Source organism: Microbacterium sp. CFBP 8801, assembly GCF_014839455.1.
GTDB lineage: Bacteria > Actinomycetota > Actinomycetes > Actinomycetales > Microbacteriaceae > Microbacterium.
Genome location: NZ_JACYNU010000001.1, coordinates 70,482 through 89,121 on the forward strand (window position 1 = coordinate 70,482; position 18,640 = coordinate 89,121).

Genomic DNA, 18,640 nt, shown 5'->3' on the forward strand with positions numbered 1-18,640 from the left:
TCTACGCAACCGCGCTCAAGTTAAAGGTCTGTAACGAATTGCCCAGGAGTTTTGACCATCCGGAAGCCTTTATCTATCGTTTCGGTATCCACGGCTTCCCCCTGCCACTCGCGTGTCGGGGGTGCCCGTCCACTCTGCACTGGAGGCAAAGTGTCTGAAAAGACTCGGCGCATGCGCGCCCTTACGGCGGGAGCAGGAGTCGCGGTCGCGGCTCTGGCCCTTGCCGGTTGCACCACCACCGCCACCCCCGAGGGCGGTGCGTCGTCCACCGGCGGCACCGTCACCATCGCCACGACGAACGCGTTCACCTCGTTCAACGGCGACACCCCCGAGGCCAACCTCGACACCAACGGCATGGTCGGTTACCTGACCGGTGTCAGCGGCGGCCTGGGCCTCGGTGGCTTCCAGCGCCTCGACAAGGACTTCTCGATCCTCGACAACACCGACTTCGGCACGTACGAGACGGTCTCCGAGGACCCCCTCACGGTCAAGTACACGATCAACGAGGGTCTCACCTGGTCGGATGGCGAGCCCATCAACGCCGATGACATGCTCGTCAACTGGGCCATCAACTCGGGCTACTTCGACGACGCCAAGCTCGACCCCGCCACCAGCGAGGTCACCAACGGCGGCACGCAGTACTTCAGCCTCGCCGGCAGCACCGCGGGTCTCGACACCACCGCGTTCCCCACGATCAGCGACGACAACATGTCGATGACGCTCGTGTACTCGAAGCCCTTCGTGGACTACGAGCTCGTCAACCCGATCGGCAAGCCGGCCCACGTGCTGGCCGAGAAGGCGGGCGTGTCGGAGTCCGAGTTCGTCGACCTGCTCAAGTCGCTGCCCGAGGGCAACCCCGACGCGCCCGTCGCCCCCAACGCGACGCTCAAGGCCGCGGCCGACTTCTGGAACACCGGCTACGACGTCACCGCCATGCCGACCGACCAGAGCCTGCTCGTCGCGAGCGGTCCGTTCATCGTGACCGACTTCACGCCCGAGCAGAGCATCACGCTGGGCAAGAACCCCAACTACAAGGGCGAGATGTCGCCCGCGTACGACCAGCTGATCATCCGCTTCATCGGCGACTCGAACGCTCAGGTCACGGCGCTCCAGAACGGTGAGGTCCAGGCCATCCAGCCGCAGGCCTCCGCCGACACGCTGACCGCGCTCGAGAACGCGAACGCCACGGTCCACTCGGGCAGCCAGCTCGCGTACGACCACGTCGACCTGACCTTCGGCGGTGTCTTCGCCGACGCCAACGTCCGTGAGGCCTTCCTCAAGACGATCCCGCGCCAGCAGATCCTCGACTCGATCATCAAGCCGGTCAACCCCGACGCCGAGGTGCTCAACTCGCAGATCTTCCTGCCGACCGACGGCGACCAGTACACCACCGCCGTCTCCTCGAGCGGATACGACGCGTTCACCGAGCCCGACATCGAGGGCGCCAAGGCGCTGCTCAACGGTGCCACCCCGACCGTTCGCATCCTTTACAACACCAACAACCCGAACCGTGTCGACAGCTTCCGCGCCATCCAGCAGTCGGCGCAGCAGGCCGGCTTCGTGATCGAGGACGCCGGTTCGCCCGACTGGAGCAAGCTCCTCGGCAGCGGCAGCTACGACGCGTCGATCTTCGGTTGGGTCTCGCCCGGTGCCGGTAACGCCGCGCTCCCGCAGATCTTCAAGAGCGGCGGCGGCGGTAACTACAACAACTACAGCAACTCGGCGGTCGACACCCTCGTCGACGAGACCCAGGTCACGGTCGACACGACCAAGCTGGCCGACCTCAAGGTGCAGATCGACACGGCCACGGCGAAGGACTTCTACGGTCTGCCGCTGTTCCAGTCGCCCGGTCTGTTCGCTGACAACGGTTCCGTGACGGGCGTCGACTACTTCGGCGGCCAGACCGGCATCGTCTGGAACGCACAGGAGTGGACGCTCGCGGGTTGATGACCCGTTGATCCCTCGTGAGGCGCCGGAGTCGCTCGGCTCCGGCGCCTCACTTCGTCTGCGCGCGGCGCGCTCTGTGCGCCGCGCCCGCGACTATCCTTTCCAGGGCGCCGTCTCCGCGTCCGTCACCCGATCGAAAGAAGACCTCCCGCGATGGTCGGATTCATTCTCAGGCGCATCGCCGTCTCGATCCTGGTTCTGCTTGCAGCATCGTTCATCATGTACGTGCTCGCCGCCAACGCCGGCGACCCCCTCCAGGACCTCCGCGACAGCACCGCCGCCAACCGCGACCAGCTGATCGCCGCCCGCGTCGCCGCGCTCGATCTGAACGTGCCCGCGCCGCTGCGTTACTTCCTCTGGCTGGGCGGCGCCGCCGGCTGCCTCATCCCCTTCGCCGGAACCTGCAACCTGGGTCTGACGATCAGCAATGCCCCCGTCCTCGACATCCTGCCCACCGCGGTCGGCTCCACCCTCCAGCTCGTGACGGCGTCGTTCGTGCTGGCGATCGTGCTGGGCATCGTGGTCGGTGTCGTCTCGGCTCTGCGCCAGTACAGCGGCTTCGACTTCGGCATCACGCTGCTGAGCTTCTTCCTCTTCTCGCTGCCGTCGTTCCTCGTGGCGGTGCTGCTGAAGGAGTTCCTGGCCCTCGGCTTCAACAGTTTCCTCGAGTCGGCCACCTCGATCCCGATCTGGGTGATCGTCCTCCTGGCGGTCGTGTCCGCCGTCGTCTGGCAGGCCATGATCGGCGGCGAGGCGCGTCGCCGCCTGATCGTCGGCGCCACCGCCGCCGCGGCGACCGTGGCGCTGCTGGTGTACTTCAACGTCACCGACTGGTTCCGCAACCCCGGGTTCGGTCCCGTGGGCCTGCTGCTGATCATCGCCGGTGTGGTCGTCATCGTCACGGCCCTGATCGCCGGGCTCACCAACCGTCGCGCCCTCATCGTCGCGGCGCTCAACGGCGCGATCTCGTACCTCTGCTTCTTCCTGCTGCAGGGACTGTTCGACATCTCCACGACCGCGACGATCATCATCATCGGCCTGGTCGCCGTGGTCGTCGGCCTCGCCACGGGCTACCTGCTCGGCGCCCCCGACCGCGGCATGACCGCGCGCATCGGCGGCCTCGTGGCGTTCCTGTCGTTCGCGCTCGTGATCCTCGACCGCTACATGCAGTCGTGGCCGGCATACGTCAACAACCCGCGCATCAACGGTCGCCCCATCGCGACGGTCGGTGCCGTCACCCCCGGGTTCAACGGCGACATGTGGATCACGGGCATCGACAGCTTCACGCACCTGCTGCTCCCGACGATCTCGCTGCTGCTGATCTCGTTCGCGGGATACACGCGCTACGCCCGCGCGGGCATGCTCGAGGTGATGAACCAGGACTTCATCCGCACGGCCCGCGCCAAGGGTCTGCCGGAGCGGACGGTCATCCTGCGCCACGGCCTGCGCAACATGCTCATCCCGATCGTGACGCTCGTCGCGACCGACGTCGGAGCCCTTCTGGGTGGCGCGGTCATCACCGAGAAGGTCTTCGCGATCTCGGGCATGGGCCAGCTGTTCGTGACCTCCATCCAGCGTGTGGACGTGAACCCGGTGATGGGCTACTTCATCGTCATCGCGATCACCGCCATCGTCTTCAACTTCCTGGCCGATCTCGCCTACGCGGCGCTCGACCCCCGAGTGCGAGTGGTCGCATGATCGCCGCCGTCCGATTCCCGGAGGTCTCCCGATGACTCAGATGCTTCCCGAACCCGCGAACGTCGATGCGCCGGTCCCGGCCGATGAGCGCGACACCGTCGGGGTGAGCCAGGGACGGCTCGTCCTGCGTCGCTTCCTGTCGAACAAGATCTCCGTCGTCTCCGGCATCCTGTTCGTGCTGCTGGCGATCTTCTCGATCTCGGCGATCGGCCTGGGGCCCATCCCCGGCTGGTGGAAATACGACTACACGTCGCTGAACCCGCAGAACGACGGCGGGGCGCCGACGCTGTCGGTCTTCCCCTTCTCGCTGGGCGAGCACCCGTTCGGTCAGGACCGCATCGGCATCGACTACTTCGCGATGACGATGCGCGGCATCCAGAACTCGATCCTCGTGATGATCATCATCAGCTTCGTGGGCACCACGGTCGGCACCGTCATCGGCGCCCTCGCCGGGTACTACCGCGGCTGGGTAGATGCCGTCCTCATGCGCATCACCGACGTGTTCATCGTCATCCCGATCATCGTCATCGGCGCCGTCGTCGGTCGAGCGACGGGCGGCCTCGGTGTGATCCCGCTGGCGTTCTTCCTCGCGATGGTGTCGTGGACGACGATCGCCCGCCTGGTGCGCGCCGAGTTCCTGTCGCTGCGCGAGCGCGAGTTCGTCGAGGCCGCCCGCGTGGCGGGTGCCAGCGACGCGCGCATCATCTTCAAGCACATCCTGCCCAACGCCATCGGCGTGGTCATCGTGGCGGCGACGCTCCTCGCCGCCTCGGCGATCCTGCTCGAGACCGCGTTGAGCTACCTGCAGCTCGGCGTGCGCCCGCCCGACGTGTCGCTGGGTCTGATCATCTCCGACAACCAGTCCGCGTTCTCGACGCGACCCTGGCTGTTCTGGTGGCCCGCGGTGTTCATCGTGCTGCTGGCGGTGCTGGTCAACTTCGTCGGCGACGGCCTGCGCGACGCCTTCGACCCCCGTCAGAAGCGCTTCTCGCTGCGTCGCACGAAAGAGACGTCGGCGTCGTCGACCACCGCTCCCGCGAGCACGCAGGCGCGGGTGCACCCGGAGACCCCGTCGTCATGACGCTCGCCTTCGCGCGGGTGTCAGCCCAGGGCGACCGCCGCGACGAGACCGGCCGCGCCGGCCACGAGCAGCACGAGGTTGCCCGTGCGGACGCCCACGTGCACGCGGACGCTCTCGGCGACACCCGCCTCGATGCGTCCGGCTTCGCGCAGCGCGTGCCAGCGGGTTCGCACCATCTCGGCGGCGCGTCCGGAGTCGGTGTTCGGCAGCTCGCCGGGGCGCGTCTGCGGCGTCGACGGGCTGTCGCTGCGGCGGTGGGCGCGAGCGGCGCGGAGCGATCCGGTCGCGCCGGGCGCCGGTGCGGCGGTGACGCCGATGCGACGTCCGGGCGTGTGCAGCTGCAGCGAGTACCGCGTGTCGACGTGGATGAGCGCCGCCCACGGCACGAGGTAGCGCAGGGCGATGTTGTCGACCTGCACGCCGTCGTCGTCGACGGACACCGAGGGCGACCACAGGATGCCGGTGACCAGGGCCGCCGCTCCCAGCGCGCCCACGATCACGAGGGCGGGCGCCTCGCTCGCCCCGGGCGTGACGAGCAGACCGATCGCCACGACGGCGATGATCGCCCAGACGATGCCGCACAGGACTCGGGTGAACGTCGAACGGAACGTCTGGCGTGGCATCCTCCGATTCTTTCATTCCCCGATCACTCACTCCCGCTCGGCGGGACCGAGAGGACATTCTCATGAGCACGACCGAGAAGGCGGCCATCCCCGCCCTCGAGATGACCGACGTCAGCGTCGACTTCGCGGTCGACGACGTGTGGGTTCCCGCCGCGAAGCACCTCACCTACTCGATCGCGCGCGGCCAGGTCGTCGCGGTGGTCGGCGAGTCGGGCTCGGGCAAGAGCGTCAGCTCGATGGCCGTGCTCGACCTGCTGCCGCGCAACAGCCGCGTCACCGGCAGCATCAAGGTCAACGGCCGCGAGGTCACCGGCCTGTCGGCATCGCAGATGCGGCAGCTGCGCGGTCCCGAGGTCGCGGCGATCTTCCAGGAGCCGATGACGGCCCTGAACCCTGTGCTGACGGTGGGGTCGCAGATCATCGAGGCGCTGCGCGCGCACACCCCCATCGCTCCCACGCAGGCCAAGGCCCGCGCGATGGAACTGCTCGAGATGGTCGGGCTCCCCGACCCGGCCAAAGCCTTCGCCTCGTACCCGCACCAGCTGTCGGGCGGCCAGCGCCAGCGCGCCATGATCGCGCAGTCGATCAGCCTGGAGCCGGCGCTGCTCATCGCCGATGAGCCCACGACCGCGCTCGACGTGACCGTGCAGGCCGAGATCCTCGATCTCATCCGCGACCTGCGCGACCGCCTCGACTCGGCCGTGCTGCTCATCACGCACGACATGGGCGTCGTCGCCGACCTCGCGGACTGGATCGTCGTGATGAAGTCCGGCGACATCGTCGAGCAGGGCCCCGCCGCGAAGGTGCTGGGCGACCCGCAGGACGCCTACACGAAGGAACTGCTGGCCTCGGTCCCGCGCCTGGGCGAGACCCTCGAGGGCGAAGCCACGGTCGACGTCGTCGAGGCATTGGCCACCGCGGTGGCCAGTGGTCCCGCCCGCACCGAGACGATCGCCCTCGCCGTCGCCGCCCCCGAGATCGCCCACCCGGTGCTGCAGCTCGACAACGTCTCGATCGAGTACGGCAAGAAAGGACGCGTCGCCGCCTTCCGCGCCGTCGACGACGTCACGCTGGGCATCGCCGAGGGCGAGATCGTCGGACTGGTCGGAGAGTCGGGGTCGGGCAAGTCGACCATCGGCCGCGCCGCCATCGGTCTGCAGCCCATCGCCGACGGTCGTCTGGTGGTCGACGGCGTCGATATCTCGAGCGGCTCGCGCAAGCTCATCAAGTCGCTGCGCCGCCGCGTGGGCATCGTGTTCCAGGACCCGTCGTCGTCGCTGAACCCGCGCCTGCCGATCGGCGAGTCCATCGGCGAGCCGCTGTTCCTCGCCGGCGAGGCCAAGGGCGCCGAGCTCGACGCGCGTATCGAGAAGCTGCTCGACGAGGTGCGTCTTCCGCGCAGCTACCGCAACCGCTACCCGCACGAGCTGTCGGGCGGGCAGAAGCAGCGCGTGGGCATTGCGCGCGCCCTCTCGCTGCAGCCGCGTCTGCTGGTCGCCGACGAGCCCACGAGCGCGCTCGACGTGTCGGTGCAGGCCCGCGTGCTCGAACTTCTCAGCGAGCTGCAGAAGGAGCACCGTTTCGCGTGCCTGTTCATCAGCCACGACCTCGCCGTCGTGGATGCCATGGCCGATCGCATCGTGGTGCTCAACCGCGGCAAGATCGCCGAGCAGGGCACCCGCGATCAGATCCTGCGCGCACCGAAGCAGCAGTACACGCAGCGACTCATCGCCGCGATCCCGGTGCCCGATGTCGAGGTCCAGGCCGCTCGCCGCGAGCTTCGCCACGAGCTGCTGAAGGACAACCCGGCCTCCTGAGGTGCCGGAAAGGGGGGGATTCCGAGGAATCCCGCCCCTTTCTGCTGTCTGCCAGGCTGCGCGGCGGGCGCCCGGTAGACTAAGGGAGCCCGATTCCGGGCGCCACCCCGAATTTTCCTGGAGACCCTCCATGGCGCACGCCCTTCGTCCTGACCTCCGCAACGTCGCGATCGTCGCGCACGTCGACCACGGCAAGACGACTCTCGTCGACGCCATGCTCCGCCAGACCGGCTCGTTCGGCGACCACGCGCACATCGAAGAACGCGCGATGGACTCGAACGACCTCGAGCGCGAAAAGGGCATCACGATCCTCGCCAAGAACACGGCGATCACCTACAACGGCGTCCACAGCGACGTGCCGGTCACGATCAACGTGATCGACACCCCGGGCCACGCCGACTTCGGTGGCGAGGTCGAGCGCGGCCTGTCGATGGTCGACGGTGTCGTGCTGCTCGTCGACGCGTCCGAGGGCCCGCTGCCCCAGACCCGCTTCGTGCTGCGCAAGGCCCTCGAGGCCAAGCTCCCCGTCATCCTGTTGGTGAACAAGACCGACCGACCCGACGCGCGTATCGGCGAGGTCGAAGAAGAAGCGCACGACCTGCTGCTGGGTCTCGCATCCGACCTGGTCGACGACGTTCCCGACCTCGACGTCGACGCCCTGCTCGACGTCCCCGTCGTGTACGCCTCGGGTCGTGCGGGAGCTGCGTCGCTGAACCGTCCCGCCGACGGCTCGCTGCCCGACAACGACGACCTCGAGCCGCTCTTCGGCGCGATCCTCGAGCACGTTCCGGCCCCGTCGTACGACGATGAGGCGCCGCTGCAGGCGTGGGTCACCAACCTCGACTCGAGCCCCTTCCTCGGTCGCCTCGCGCTGCTGCGCGTGTTCAACGGCACCCTGAAGAAGGGTCAGACGGTCGCGTGGGTCCGTGCCGACGGCAGCACCAGCAACGCCCGGATCACCGAGCTACTGAAGACCCGCGCGCTCGAGCGCTACCCGGCCGACGACGCCGGCCCCGGCGACATCGTCGCCATCGCCGGTTTCCCCGACATCACCATCGGCGAGACCATCGCCGACCCCGAAGACGTGCGGCCCCTCAAGGCCATCACGGTCGACGACCCGGCCATCTCGATGACCATCGGCACGAACACCTCGCCCCTCATGGGCAAGGTCAAGGGCCACAAGCTCACCGCCCGCATGGTCAAGGACCGCCTCGACCGCGAGCTGATCGGTAACGTCTCGCTGAAGGTCGTCGATATCGGACGCCCCGACGCGTGGGAGGTGCAGGGCCGCGGAGAGCTCGCCCTCGCGATCCTCGTCGAGAACATGCGCCGCGAGGGCTTCGAGCTCACCGTCGGCAAGCCGCAGGTGGTCACGAAGAAGATCGACGGCAAGACCTACGAGCCGTTCGAGCACCTCACCATCGACTCGCCCGAGGAGTACCTCGGTGCGATCACGCAGCTGCTCGCCGGCCGCAAGGGTCGCATGGACAACATGACGAACCACGGCACCGGCTGGGTGCGCATGGAGTTCGTCGTCCCCTCGCGCGGCCTGATCGGCTTCCGCACCGAGTTCCTCACCACCACGCGCGGCACCGGTATCGCCAACGCGATCTCGCACGGCTACGAGCCCTGGGCCGGTCACATCTCGACCCGTCAGAACGGCTCGATCGTCGCCGACCGCATGGGCGTCGTCACCCCCTTCGCGATGATCGGTCTGCAGGAGCGCATGTCGTTCTTCGTGCAGCCGACGCAGGAGGTCTACGAGGGCATGGTCATCGGCGAGAACTCGCGCGCCGACGACATGGACGTCAACATCACCAAAGAGAAGAAGCTGACCAACATGCGTGCGGCCAGCTCCGACTCGTTCGAGTCGATGACGCCCCCGCGCCTGCTGACGCTCGAGGAGAGCCTCGAGTTCGCCCGCGACGACGAATGCGTCGAGGTCACCCCCGAGGCCGTGCGTATCCGCAAGGTCGTGCTCGACGCGACCGAGCGCGGACGCTCAGCCTCGCGCCTGAAGCGTCAGGATGCCAACGCGTAAGCGNCACGCCGCTGTGCCTCGGGCGGTGGCGGCGTGTTCTGGACACTCGACGGGTTGTGGCGCTGGGGCGGGGCCGGGCAGGGCTCGGCTGGGCCGGGCGCGGATGCGGCCTGAGCGCTGGCGCGGGCCCATTCGCGTTTCCGCGGAGTGGATTCCCCGTTGAGTGTCCAAGACGCGCCGTGTGTGCCGGTGCGGGGGCGGCGTGTCGTGGACACTCAACGGGGTTGTGGCGCTGGGGGGCTCGGCGTGGTTGCGGCGCTTGCGGCTCGGCGTGGGTGCGACGCGAGTGGCTGGGCGGGGCGGTGGCGCGGGGCCGTTTTGCGCGCGCGGCGCTCGTTTCCCGTTGAGTGTCCAAGACGCGCCGCGCGTACCCGCGCCGTGGCGGCGTGTCCTGGACACTCAACGGGGTTGTGGCGCTGGGGGCTCGGCGTGGGCGTGGCGCGGGGGGGGCTCGACGGGTGCTGCGGCGCGAGCGGTGGGCTCAGCGCGACTCGACGACGCAGACGACGCTCATGCCCGGCTCCAGCGCCTCGAACACGTGCGGAGCGTCGCCGGGGTACGAGAGGTAGTCGCCGGGGGACAGCTCGTAGGGGGCGTCGACCGGGCCGACGAGGCCGCGACCGGTCACGAGCACGACGTGCTCGATCGTGCCGCGGGGGTGGGGCTCCGACAGGCGTGGCGTGCCGGGTTCGGCGCTGAGCAGGTAGATGTCGCGGCGGGCGTGCGGCGGGCTCGCCGACAGGAGCACGGCGAGATAGTCGGATGCCGAGGACGACACGGCCGCGGTGGCCTCACCGGCGCGGATGAGCGTGGGGGAGCGCACGCCCTCGTCGACGAGCACCGCGAAGGGCACCTCGAGGGCGGTGGCGAGCGCCCAGAGCGTTTCGACGCTGGGATTGCCCCCGCCGTTCTCGAGCTGCGAGACCGTCGCTTTCGCGACGCCCGCGCGGCGGGCGAGCTCCGAGACGCTCAGATCGCGTCGTTCGCGCTCGCGACGCAGGGTCGCGGCGATGCGGTCGCTCAGATCTGTCATGCGTTCATTATGCTCAACGATCGTTCGACTTGACGAACGCCTCTCAAGCGTTCACGATGTTGACCATGCGTTCGTTCTACCGAACACCCGAGGGTGTCGCCGCTCGCCAGGGGCTCGCCGTCGCGCTGGCTACGAGCGCCTACGGCGTGTCGTTCGGCGCCCTGTCGGTGGCCTCCGGACTCGACGTCTGGCAGACGTGCGTGCTGAGCCTGCTGATGTTCACGGGCGGGTCGCAGTTCGCGTTCGTCGGTGTCATCGCCGCCGGCGGCGCGGCCGCCGCTCCCGCCGCGATCGCGTCGTCGGTGCTGCTGGGCGTGCGCAACGCCGCGTACGCGATGCGGATGGCTCCCGTCGTGGCGGGGGGATTTTGGCGCAAGGCCGGCGCGACGCAGTTCACGATCGACGAATCGGTGGCCGTGGGCCTTGCGCAGTCCACGCCGCGCGCACGCCAGTGGGGGTTCTGGGTCACCGGCGTCGCGATCTGGATCGGCTGGAACATCTCGACCCTCCTGGGCGCGCTGCTGGGCGACGTGCTGGGCGACCCGCGCACATACGGCCTCGATGCGGCCGCGGCGGCGGCGTTCCTCGCGCTGCTGTGGCCCCGGCTGCGGGGGCGCGAGCCGCTCGCGGTGGCCGCGGGGGCGGCGGTCGTCGCCGCCGCCCTCACTCCCGTGCTCATGCCGGGCATCCCCGTCATCGCCGCCGCGGGCGTCGCGGTCGCGGTGGGGCTGTTCGATCCGCGCCGCCCCACGTCCGCTCCCGGAGTCGTCGCCGAAGAGAAGGGGATGCCATGACCCTGTGGACCGCCGTGCTCCTGGCCTCGGTGATCTGCGTCGCCCTGAAGGGCGTCGGCTACCTCACTCCCGCGCACTGGCTCGAGGCACCCCGCCCGGCGCGCATCGCCGATCTGCTGACCGTGGCACTGCTGTCGGCGCTGGTGATCGTGCAGACGGTGGCGGCGGGCTCGGAGATCGTCCTCGACGCGCGACTGCCGGCCGTCGCGGTCGCGGCGCTGCTGCTGTGGGCGCGCGCCCCGTTCCTCATCGTGGTCGTGGCGGCCGCGGTCACCGCGGCGCTGCTGCGCCTGTGGGGGTGGGCGGCGTGACCGGGGGTTCTCTCGGCGCAAAGGTGTCGCGCCTAAACTGACGCAATGAACTCTGGGATCCTGCGCATCGTCGGTTGGGTCGTGGCGCTGCTGGTCGGCGCCTTCTACGGGGCGGCCGGCACGGTCGCGCAGGCGTACCGCCTCGGACCCGTGCCGCTGGGACTGATCCTGGCCACGGTCGGCAGTGCGGCGCTGTTGATCGCGTTGCGGGTGCTGACGGGGGACCGGATCAACGCGCTGGCCGGCGGGTTCGGCATCTCGGCGGCGACGTATCTGTTCTCGCAGGTGGGGCCCGGCGGGTCGGCCATCGTCTCAGCCCCCACCCCGGGCACCGAATGGATCCCCGTGGTGTGGACGATCGTGGGCCCGGCGCTGATGGTCTTCGTGGCCTTCTGGCCCGACTTCTCGCACCTGAAGCAGCAGTCCGCGGTCGGCACGGGCGCGAACGCGGCCCCGGCGACGACCGCGCGGTGACGCCTCGGGGGTCATCGGCGGCCGCGCGGCGAGGCCGGTCGCTCCCGCGCGATTAGACTGGGGTCGTGACTTACGTGATCGCCCTCCCGTGCGTCGATGTGAAGGACCGTGCCTGCATCGACGAATGCCCCGTCGACTGCATCTACGAGGGTGAACGATCGCTGTACATCCACCCCGACGAATGCGTCGACTGCGGTGCGTGCGAGCCGGTCTGCCCCGTCGAGGCGATCTACTACGAAGACGACCTGCCCGAAGAGTGGTCCGATTACTACAAGGCCAACGTCGAATTCTTCGACGACATCGGCTCGCCCGGTGGAGCGGCGAAGGTCGGCGTGATCGCCAAGGACCACCCCGTCATCACCGCGCTCCCCCCGCAGGCCCACTGAGCCGTGGGCGTCGCCGACCTCGCCGACTACCCCTGGGACGCCGTCGCACCGTACGCGGAGCGCGCGCGGCGACACCCTGCCGGCATCGTCGACATGTCGATCGGTTCGCCCGTCGACCCGACGCCCGACGTCATCGCCACGGCCCTCGCCGACGCGACCGACGCGCACGCGTACCCGCAGACGGCCGGCACGCCGGCGCTGCGCGAGGCGATCGTCGACTGGTACGTCCGTCGCCGCGGAGTCCCGGGCCTGACGGCCGCGAACGCCCTTCCGACGGTCGGATCGAAAGAACTCGTGGCGCTGTTGCCGCTGCTGCTGGGCCTCGGTCCTGGCGATGCCGTCGTGCACCCGCGCGCCGCGTACCCGACCTACGAGGTGGGTGCCCGTCTCGTCGGGGCCGAGACCGTGGCATCCGATGATCCCTCCGAGTGGCCCGCCCACACGCGTCTGGTGTGGATCAACTCGCCGGGCAACCCCGACGGTCGTGTGCTCTCCGCGGCGGAGTTGACGGATGCCGCGACCCGGGCGCGCGAGCTCGGCGCGGTCCTCGCGTCCGACGAGTGCTACGCCGAACTCGGCTGGGACGCGCCGTGGGACCGAGAGCGGGTGCCCAGCGTGCTCGACCCGGCTGTCGTCGGCGACGACCTCACCGGTGTGCTGTCGGTGTACTCGCTGAGCAAGCAGTCGAACCTCGCCGGATACCGCGCGGCCTTCCTCGCCGGTGACGCGGCCCTGGTGGAGCGACTGCTGACCGGTCGCAAGCATCTCGGTCTCATTCCTCCGGCCCCCGTGCAGCGGGCGATGACCGTCGCCCTGGGCGACGATGCGCACGTCGTCGAGCAGCGCGAGCGGTACGCGCGTCGGCGGGCGATCCTCAAGCCCGCGATCGAGGCCGCGGGTTTCACGATCGACCGCAGCGAAGGCGGGCTCTACCTCTGGGCGACCGAGGGCCGCGACGCGTGGGAGAGCGTGGGTCGGCTGGCCGACCTGGGCATCCTGGTCGGGCCCGGGCACTTCTACGGCACCCACTTCCCGAACCACGTGCGCTTCTCGCTCACGGCGACCGACGAGCGGATCGCCGCGGCGGCGGAGCGGCTGGCTCCGTAGCCGAGTCGGTGCGAACCCCGCCGGTGGGTCGATTCCCCACGGGAGCGCCGGGCGCGCCGTTCCGGAGTGTCGCCGCACGCCGTCGATCACGATCGACCGCCCCTATGAGGAGGATCCCTCCCTTCGATGGGGGCATCCTTTGGCGATGTCATCTGTAGGCGCCCCGGCCTACTAGGCTGTAAAAGCAGTGCGTTCGGGCAACCCTCCGGGCGTGCGCCGACCAGGACGCCGCCCCTCGCGGCATCCCCGGTTCGGGAAGATCGCGGGTGCCTCCCGCCCTCGCGGTCGACAAGTGGGCGACCAGAAATCGCAAGGAGGCGCGGTGAGCGACGTGGGTACGCAGCAGGACAAGGCCACCCTCACGGTAGGGGGCACCACCGCCGAGTTCGCGGTTCTTCGGGGCACCGACGGCATCCCGAGCATCGACATGGCGTCGCTGACCAAGCAGACCGGGCACACGGCGCTCGACTACGGCTTCGTCAACACCGCGTCGACGAAGTCGGACATCACCTACATCGACGGTGACCAGGGCATTCTGCGCTACCGCGGATACCCGATCGAGCAGCTGGCCCAGAACAGCACCTACCTCGAGGTCGCGTGGCTGCTCATCTACGGCGAGCTGCCCTCGGCATCCGAACTCGCATCGTTCGACGAGCGCATCCGCCGTCACACGTTGCTGCACGAAGACCTGAAGAGCCTGTTCTCGTCGCTTCCGCCGACCGCGCACCCCATGTCGGTGCTGTCGGCGGCGACCGCGGCCCTCTCGACCTACTACGAGGCCGAGTCCGACCCGCACAACCCCGAGCACGTCGAACTCAACACCGTGCGCATGCTCGCGAAGCTCCCCGTGATCGCGGCCTACGCGCACAAGAAGAGCATCGGGCAGGCGTTCCTGTACCCCGACAACTCGATGAGCTTCGTCGACAACTTCCTCAAGCTGAACTTCGGCGTCATGAGCGAGCCGTACGAGATCAACCCCGTCATGACGAAGGCCCTCGACCTGCTGCTGATGCTGCACGAGGACCACGAGCAGAACGCGTCGACCTCGACGGTGCGCCTGGTGGGTTCCACCGGCGCCAACCAGTTCGCGTCGGTGTCCGCCGGCATCCAGGCCCTGTCGGGCCCGCTGCACGGTGGCGCCAACGAGGCCGTGCTGCAGATGCTCGGCCGCATCCGCGATTCGGGCGAGAGCGTCGAACGCTTCGTCGAGCGCGTGAAGAACAAAGAAGAGGGCGCCAAGCTCATGGGCTTCGGCCACCGGGTCTACAAGAACTACGACCCGCGCGCCAAGCTGGTGAAGGGCGCCGCCGACGAGGTGCTCGAAGCCCTCGGCGTGAGCGACCCCCTGCTCGACCTCGCGAAGGAGCTCGAGCAGATCGCCCTCGAGGACGACTACTTCAAGGAGCGTCGCCTGTACCCCAACGTCGACTTCTACACCGGCGTCATCTACAAGGCGATGGGCTTCCCCACGCGCATGTTCACCGTGCTCTTCGCGATCGGACGCCTGCCCGGCTGGATCGCCCAGTGGCGCGAGGCCATCAGCGACCCGCAGACGAAGATCGGCCGCCCGCAGCAGCTGTACACGGGTGCCGCGGTACGCGACTACCCCGGCATCGGCTGACACCGGCCCTCGAACGCCCCGTCCCTCTCGCGAGGGGCGGGGCGTTTCGTCTGCCGGCAGGGAGGTGCTGGCTCTCGGCGGCCCGGAAGCGCGTCGGTGCGGGTGTGGCCGAGGCAACCGGTGAGTGCGGCGGGGCACGGCGGCGAGACCCCGGCGCCGCCTCGCCCATAAACGCTGATCGTGCGGATAAACGCGGTGTCGCGGCGTTTATGCGCACGAAGAGCGTTTATGGGCATGACGCGGATGCCGTGCGGGCGCGGGGGACGGACGGATGCCGCGCGGCCGTGGCGGCGGGACGGATGCCGCGGGGCGGGCGACGCGACACGCGGTGCGGTGCGGCGTCGGGCGTGCAGCGCCGCGCGTGCAGCGCCACGCGTGCAGCCTCAGGCGTGCAGGGCCTCGTTCAGCGTGACGCCGACGCCGGCGCGGGCCGAGACCTCGACGGCGCCGGTGAGGGAGTTGCGGCGGAACAGGATGCCGTCACGGCCCGACAGCTCGCCGGCCTTGACCGTCTCGTCGCCGACCCGCACCTTGGTGCCGGCGGTGACGTAGAGTCCGGCCTCGACGACGCAGTCGTCGCCGAGCGAGATGCCGATGCCCGCGTTGGCGCCGAGCAGGGTGCGCGCGCCGATCGAGACGCGGTGGGTCCCCCCTCCCGAGAGCGTGCCCATGATCGAGGCGCCGCCGCCGATGTCGGTGCCGTCGCCGATCACGACGCCCTGCGACACGCGCCCCTCGATCATCGAGGAGCCGAGCGTGCCGGCGTTGAAGTTGACGAAGCCCTCGTGCATCACGGTCGTGCCGGGCGACAGGTGGGCACCCAGCCGCACCCGCGAGGCGTCGGCGATGCGCACGCCGGCGGGCAGCACGTAGTCGGTGAGGCGCGGGAACTTGTCGAGCCCCTGGATCTGGATGCCGTGGCGCTGGAGCGAGGGGCGGAGCCGCGCCGCGTCGTCGGGGTGCATCGGGCCGGCGCTGGTCCAGGCGACGTTCGGCAGGTGGGAGAAGATCCCGTCGAGGTTGATGTCGTTGGGACGCACCAGCAGGTGCGACAGTGCGTGCAGACGCAGGTACGCATCGGCGGTCGACGCCGGTGCCGCGTCGGCGTCGATCGTGAGGGCGACGGCCTCGACGACGACACCCCGGCGCTCGTCGGCCCCGGCCGTCTTCTCGAGGTCGGCCCGCTCGGCATCCAGGCCATCAGGTACGCCCAGGATCGGCCGGGGGAACCACGCGTCGAGCACGGTCCCCTCGAGGGTGCGGGTGGAGAGGCCGGCAGCGCTGATGCGTCGTTCGTTGCTCACACGTCCAGGCTAGCGGGGGTGCCGCCTGTGGGAGGATCGGGGCATGGCCGCCCTCGACCTCACTTCCTCGTCCGTCGACCTCACCCGTGCGATCTGCGACATCGCCAGCGAGTCGGGGGACGAGACCACCCTCGCGGATGCCATCGAGGCCGCCGTCTCGGCCTACGGGCACCTCGAGATCATCCGGGACGGCGACACCGTCGTGGCCCGCACCCAGCTGGGGCGCGACCGACGCGTCGTCATCGCGGGGCACATCGACACGGTCCCCATCAACCGCAACCTGCCGGTGGAGGACCGCGAGATCGACGGCGAGGCGTTCCTCTGGGGTCGCGGCACGGTCGACATGAAGGCCGGCGTCGCCGTGCAGCTGAAACTCGCCGCGGAGCTGGTCGCACCCCCTGTCGACATCACGTGGATGTGGTACGACCACGAAGAGGTGGACTCCTCTCTGAACGGTCTCGGCCGTCTCTCGCGCAACCGTCCCTACCTGTTCGCCGGAGACTTCGCCATCCTCGGGGAGCCGAGCAACGGCGAGGTCGAGGGAGGGTGCAACGGCACGCTCCGCGCGCTCGTCCGTACCGACGGCGTGCGTGCGCACAGCGCGCGCTCGTGGATCGGCGAGAACGCCATTCACAAGGCTGCCCCCATCCTCGCCCGCCTCGCCGAGTACCGCGCCCGCGAGATCGAGGTCGAGGGTCTCGTCTACCGCGAGGGCCTCAACGCCGTGCGTATCTCGGGCGGCGTCGCCGGCAACGTCATCCCCGACGCGTGCGAGGTCGAGGTCAACTACCGCTTCGCGCCCAGCCGCGATGCCGAGGCTGCCGAGCGCGTCGTGCGCGACGTGTTCACCGGATTCGACATCGAGATCGTCGACGTGGCGGAGGGTGCTCGGCCCGGGCTCGACGCGGCCCTCGCGCAGGACTTCGTCACGGCCGTGGGGGCGACCCCGAAGCCCAAGTACGGCTGGACCGACGTCGCACGGTTCTCGGCCCTGGGCATCCCCGCCGTCAACTACGGCCCCGGCGACCCGCACCTGGCCCACCACGACGAGGAGCGCGTTCCGCTCGCGCAGATCGACGCGGTCGAGCGGGGTCTGCGGGCGTGGTTGAGCGGGTCGTGACCGCCGAGGTCACGGCATCCCCGTCCGTCCGCGGATGGGAGCGGCTGCCCGTCGCCGCACGGATCGCCCTCGTCTACGTGATCGCGCGCGTGATCACGACCGGGTTCTTCATGGTGACGGCGGCCCTGTCGGGACCGGCGTCGCGCTACGGCGTGGCCCCCTCGTTGGGCGAGCTCGCGCTGGGCTGGGACGCCCAGTGGTACTGGCTGGCGGCGGTGTCGGGGTACCCGGCCGACCTTCCGCTGGCGGCCGGGGGTCACGTCGCCGAGAACGCGTGGGCGTTCATGCCGCTGTACGCCTACCTGTCGGCGGGCCTCGGCGCGCTGCTCGGGTCGTGGGGCGCGGGGGCCGTGGCCATCTCGCTCGCTTCGGGCTACGGCGCGTGCGTCGTGCTGCACGCGCTGCTGCGGGAGCGCATCGGCGCCTCGGCGGCGATGTGGGCGGTCGTCTTCTTCGCGTGCGGCCCGCTGGCCGCGCTGTTCCAGGTGGGGTACGCCGAGGCGCTGTTCCTGTTTCTGCTCTTCCTCGCCCTGCGCTGCGTGCAACTGCGACGATGGGGCTGGCTGTACCTGCTCGTCCCGGCGATGGGGTTCACGCGCCCGGGCATCCTTGCCTTCGCGCTGTTCCTCGCCCTGCTCGGCATCCACCGCTTCCTCCGTCGCCGCACGGAGCCGCTGCCGAGACGCGACGTCGTGCACATCGTGGCGCTGGGGGCGCTGTCGACCCTCGTCGGGTTCGCGTGGCAGGGCATCGCGACGATCGTCACGGGCGATCCGGGCGCCTACCTCGCCACCGAGCTCGCGTGGCGGCGCAACTGGCTCGGCGATAGCGGGGGGCACTTCGTCCCGGTCGACGGGTGGGTGCAGGCGGCGGGATTCTGGTTCACGCAGTGGGGGCTCGGGCCCGTCGTCGGATACGTCGCGCTCATCGTGCTCATCGTCGGCGCCGCGGCCGCGCTGCTGCTGTTGCCCCAGGTGAAGCGACTGGGAATCGAGGTGCGCCTGTGGTCGGCGAGCTACCTCGTCTACCTGCTGCTCGTGTTCTTCCCCCAGTCGAGCATCTTCCGTCTGCTCGTGCCCGTCTCGCCGCTGTGGGGGGCGTTCGCCGTGCCGACCTCGCGCGCCTGGCGCATCGGCGTTCTGGCCCTGTCGCTCCTGGGGCAGTGGTGGTGGATCTACAACATGTACGGGCTGGCCAACACCTTCTGGCAGATTCCGTGACCGTGCAGGATGACGTACTTCGCCGCACGGGACGACGGCACTCGCGGCGTACCGGTAAACTCC

General features: G+C 69.6%; 16 protein-coding genes. 13 read left to right on the plus strand and 3 right to left on the minus strand.

All coding sequences use genetic code 11. The features are described from left to right. The first annotated feature begins 171 nt into the window (after positions 1-171). From IFR11_RS00345 to IFR11_RS00355, 3 genes are all read left to right on the plus strand, one after another. Positions 172-1,947 (plus strand): ABC transporter family substrate-binding protein, encoded by a 1,776-nt coding sequence (locus IFR11_RS00345; protein ID WP_055836189.1) that lies wholly within the window; start codon positions 172-174, stop codon positions 1,945-1,947. 153 nt (positions 1,948-2,100) lie between these two features. Further along, entirely contained in the window at positions 2,101-3,645 is a 1,545-nt protein-coding gene (locus tag IFR11_RS00350) for an ABC transporter permease (RefSeq protein ID WP_191914867.1), read from the plus strand. A gap of 31 nt (positions 3,646-3,676) precedes the next feature. Continuing rightward, positions 3,677-4,726: an ABC transporter permease gene (locus IFR11_RS00355; RefSeq protein ID WP_055836196.1), complete on the plus strand. Its 1,050-nt coding sequence runs from the start codon at positions 3,677-3,679 to the stop codon at positions 4,724-4,726. Between the two features lie 20 nt (positions 4,727-4,746). Here the strand turns inward: IFR11_RS00355 and IFR11_RS00360 are convergent, their stop codons facing one another. After that, complete coding sequence (locus IFR11_RS00360; protein ID WP_055836199.1) at positions 4,747-5,349, minus strand: PH domain-containing protein; 603 nt, start codon at positions 5,347-5,349, stop codon at positions 4,747-4,749. 62 nt (positions 5,350-5,411) lie between these two features. On the opposite strand from IFR11_RS00360, the gene IFR11_RS00365 reads away from it, so the two are divergent. Next, entirely contained in the window at positions 5,412-7,166 is a 1,755-nt protein-coding gene (locus IFR11_RS00365) for a dipeptide ABC transporter ATP-binding protein (protein WP_055836202.1), read from the plus strand. A 130-nt stretch (positions 7,167-7,296) separates the two neighbouring features. Further along, the gene (typA, locus tag IFR11_RS00370; protein ID WP_191914868.1) at positions 7,297-9,207 is read left to right on the plus strand and encodes a translational GTPase TypA; all 1,911 of its coding nucleotides are present in this window, start codon (positions 7,297-7,299) and stop codon (positions 9,205-9,207) included. Positions 9,208-9,688: 481 nt separating this feature from the next. Here typA and IFR11_RS00375 read toward each other — a convergent pair whose 3' ends face one another. Then, positions 9,689-10,240, minus strand: coding sequence for a helix-turn-helix domain-containing protein (locus IFR11_RS00375; protein ID WP_055836207.1), 552 nt, complete (start codon positions 10,238-10,240; stop codon positions 9,689-9,691). A gap of 65 nt (positions 10,241-10,305) precedes the next feature. On the opposite strand from IFR11_RS00375, the gene IFR11_RS00380 reads away from it, so the two are divergent. The 6 genes from IFR11_RS00380 (at position 10,306) to IFR11_RS00405 (ending at position 14,933) form a co-directional block, all read left to right on the plus strand. Beyond that, entirely contained in the window at positions 10,306-11,034 is a 729-nt protein-coding gene (locus IFR11_RS00380) for an AzlC family ABC transporter permease (protein ID WP_191915154.1), read from the plus strand. After that, on the plus strand, positions 11,031-11,345 hold the full coding sequence (locus IFR11_RS00385) for an AzlD domain-containing protein (RefSeq protein WP_055836212.1): 315 nt from the start codon (positions 11,031-11,033) through the stop codon (positions 11,343-11,345). Before IFR11_RS00380 ends, IFR11_RS00385 begins: the two co-directional genes overlap by 4 nt. Positions 11,346-11,390: 45 nt before the next feature. Continuing rightward, entirely contained in the window at positions 11,391-11,819 is a 429-nt protein-coding gene (locus tag IFR11_RS00390; RefSeq protein WP_191914869.1) for a DUF6113 family protein, read from the plus strand. A gap of 65 nt (positions 11,820-11,884) precedes the next feature. Next, positions 11,885-12,205 carry a ferredoxin gene (fdxA, locus tag IFR11_RS00395; RefSeq protein ID WP_055836218.1) on the plus strand — a complete coding sequence of 107 codons (321 nt, stop codon included), beginning with the start codon at positions 11,885-11,887 and terminating at the stop codon, positions 12,203-12,205. 3 nt (positions 12,206-12,208) lie between these two features. Beyond that, positions 12,209-13,312, plus strand: a complete 1,104-nt coding sequence (gene dapC / locus IFR11_RS00400; protein WP_191914870.1) for a succinyldiaminopimelate transaminase — start codon at positions 12,209-12,211, stop codon at positions 13,310-13,312. 322 nt (positions 13,313-13,634) lie between these two features. After that, positions 13,635-14,933 (plus strand): citrate synthase, encoded by a 1,299-nt coding sequence (locus IFR11_RS00405; protein ID WP_191914871.1) that lies wholly within the window; start codon positions 13,635-13,637, stop codon positions 14,931-14,933. A gap of 383 nt (positions 14,934-15,316) precedes the next feature. On the opposite strand, the gene dapD is transcribed toward IFR11_RS00405, so the two are convergent. Further along, positions 15,317-16,237, minus strand: coding sequence for a 2,3,4,5-tetrahydropyridine-2,6-dicarboxylate N-succinyltransferase (gene dapD, locus IFR11_RS00410; RefSeq protein WP_055836224.1), 921 nt, complete (start codon positions 16,235-16,237; stop codon positions 15,317-15,319). Positions 16,238-16,280: 43 nt separating this feature from the next. Here dapD and dapE point away from each other — a divergent pair, with 43 nt between their 5' ends. Together dapE and IFR11_RS00420 are read left to right on the plus strand one after the other, a co-directional pair. Next, positions 16,281-17,357, plus strand: coding sequence for a succinyl-diaminopimelate desuccinylase (dapE, locus tag IFR11_RS00415; protein WP_191914872.1), 1,077 nt, complete (start codon positions 16,281-16,283; stop codon positions 17,355-17,357). Beyond that, complete coding sequence (locus IFR11_RS00420; protein WP_342030227.1) at positions 17,339-18,577, plus strand: hypothetical protein; 1,239 nt, start codon at positions 17,339-17,341, stop codon at positions 18,575-18,577. Before dapE ends, IFR11_RS00420 begins: the two co-directional genes overlap by 19 nt. The last annotated feature ends 63 nt before the right edge of the window (positions 18,578-18,640 follow it).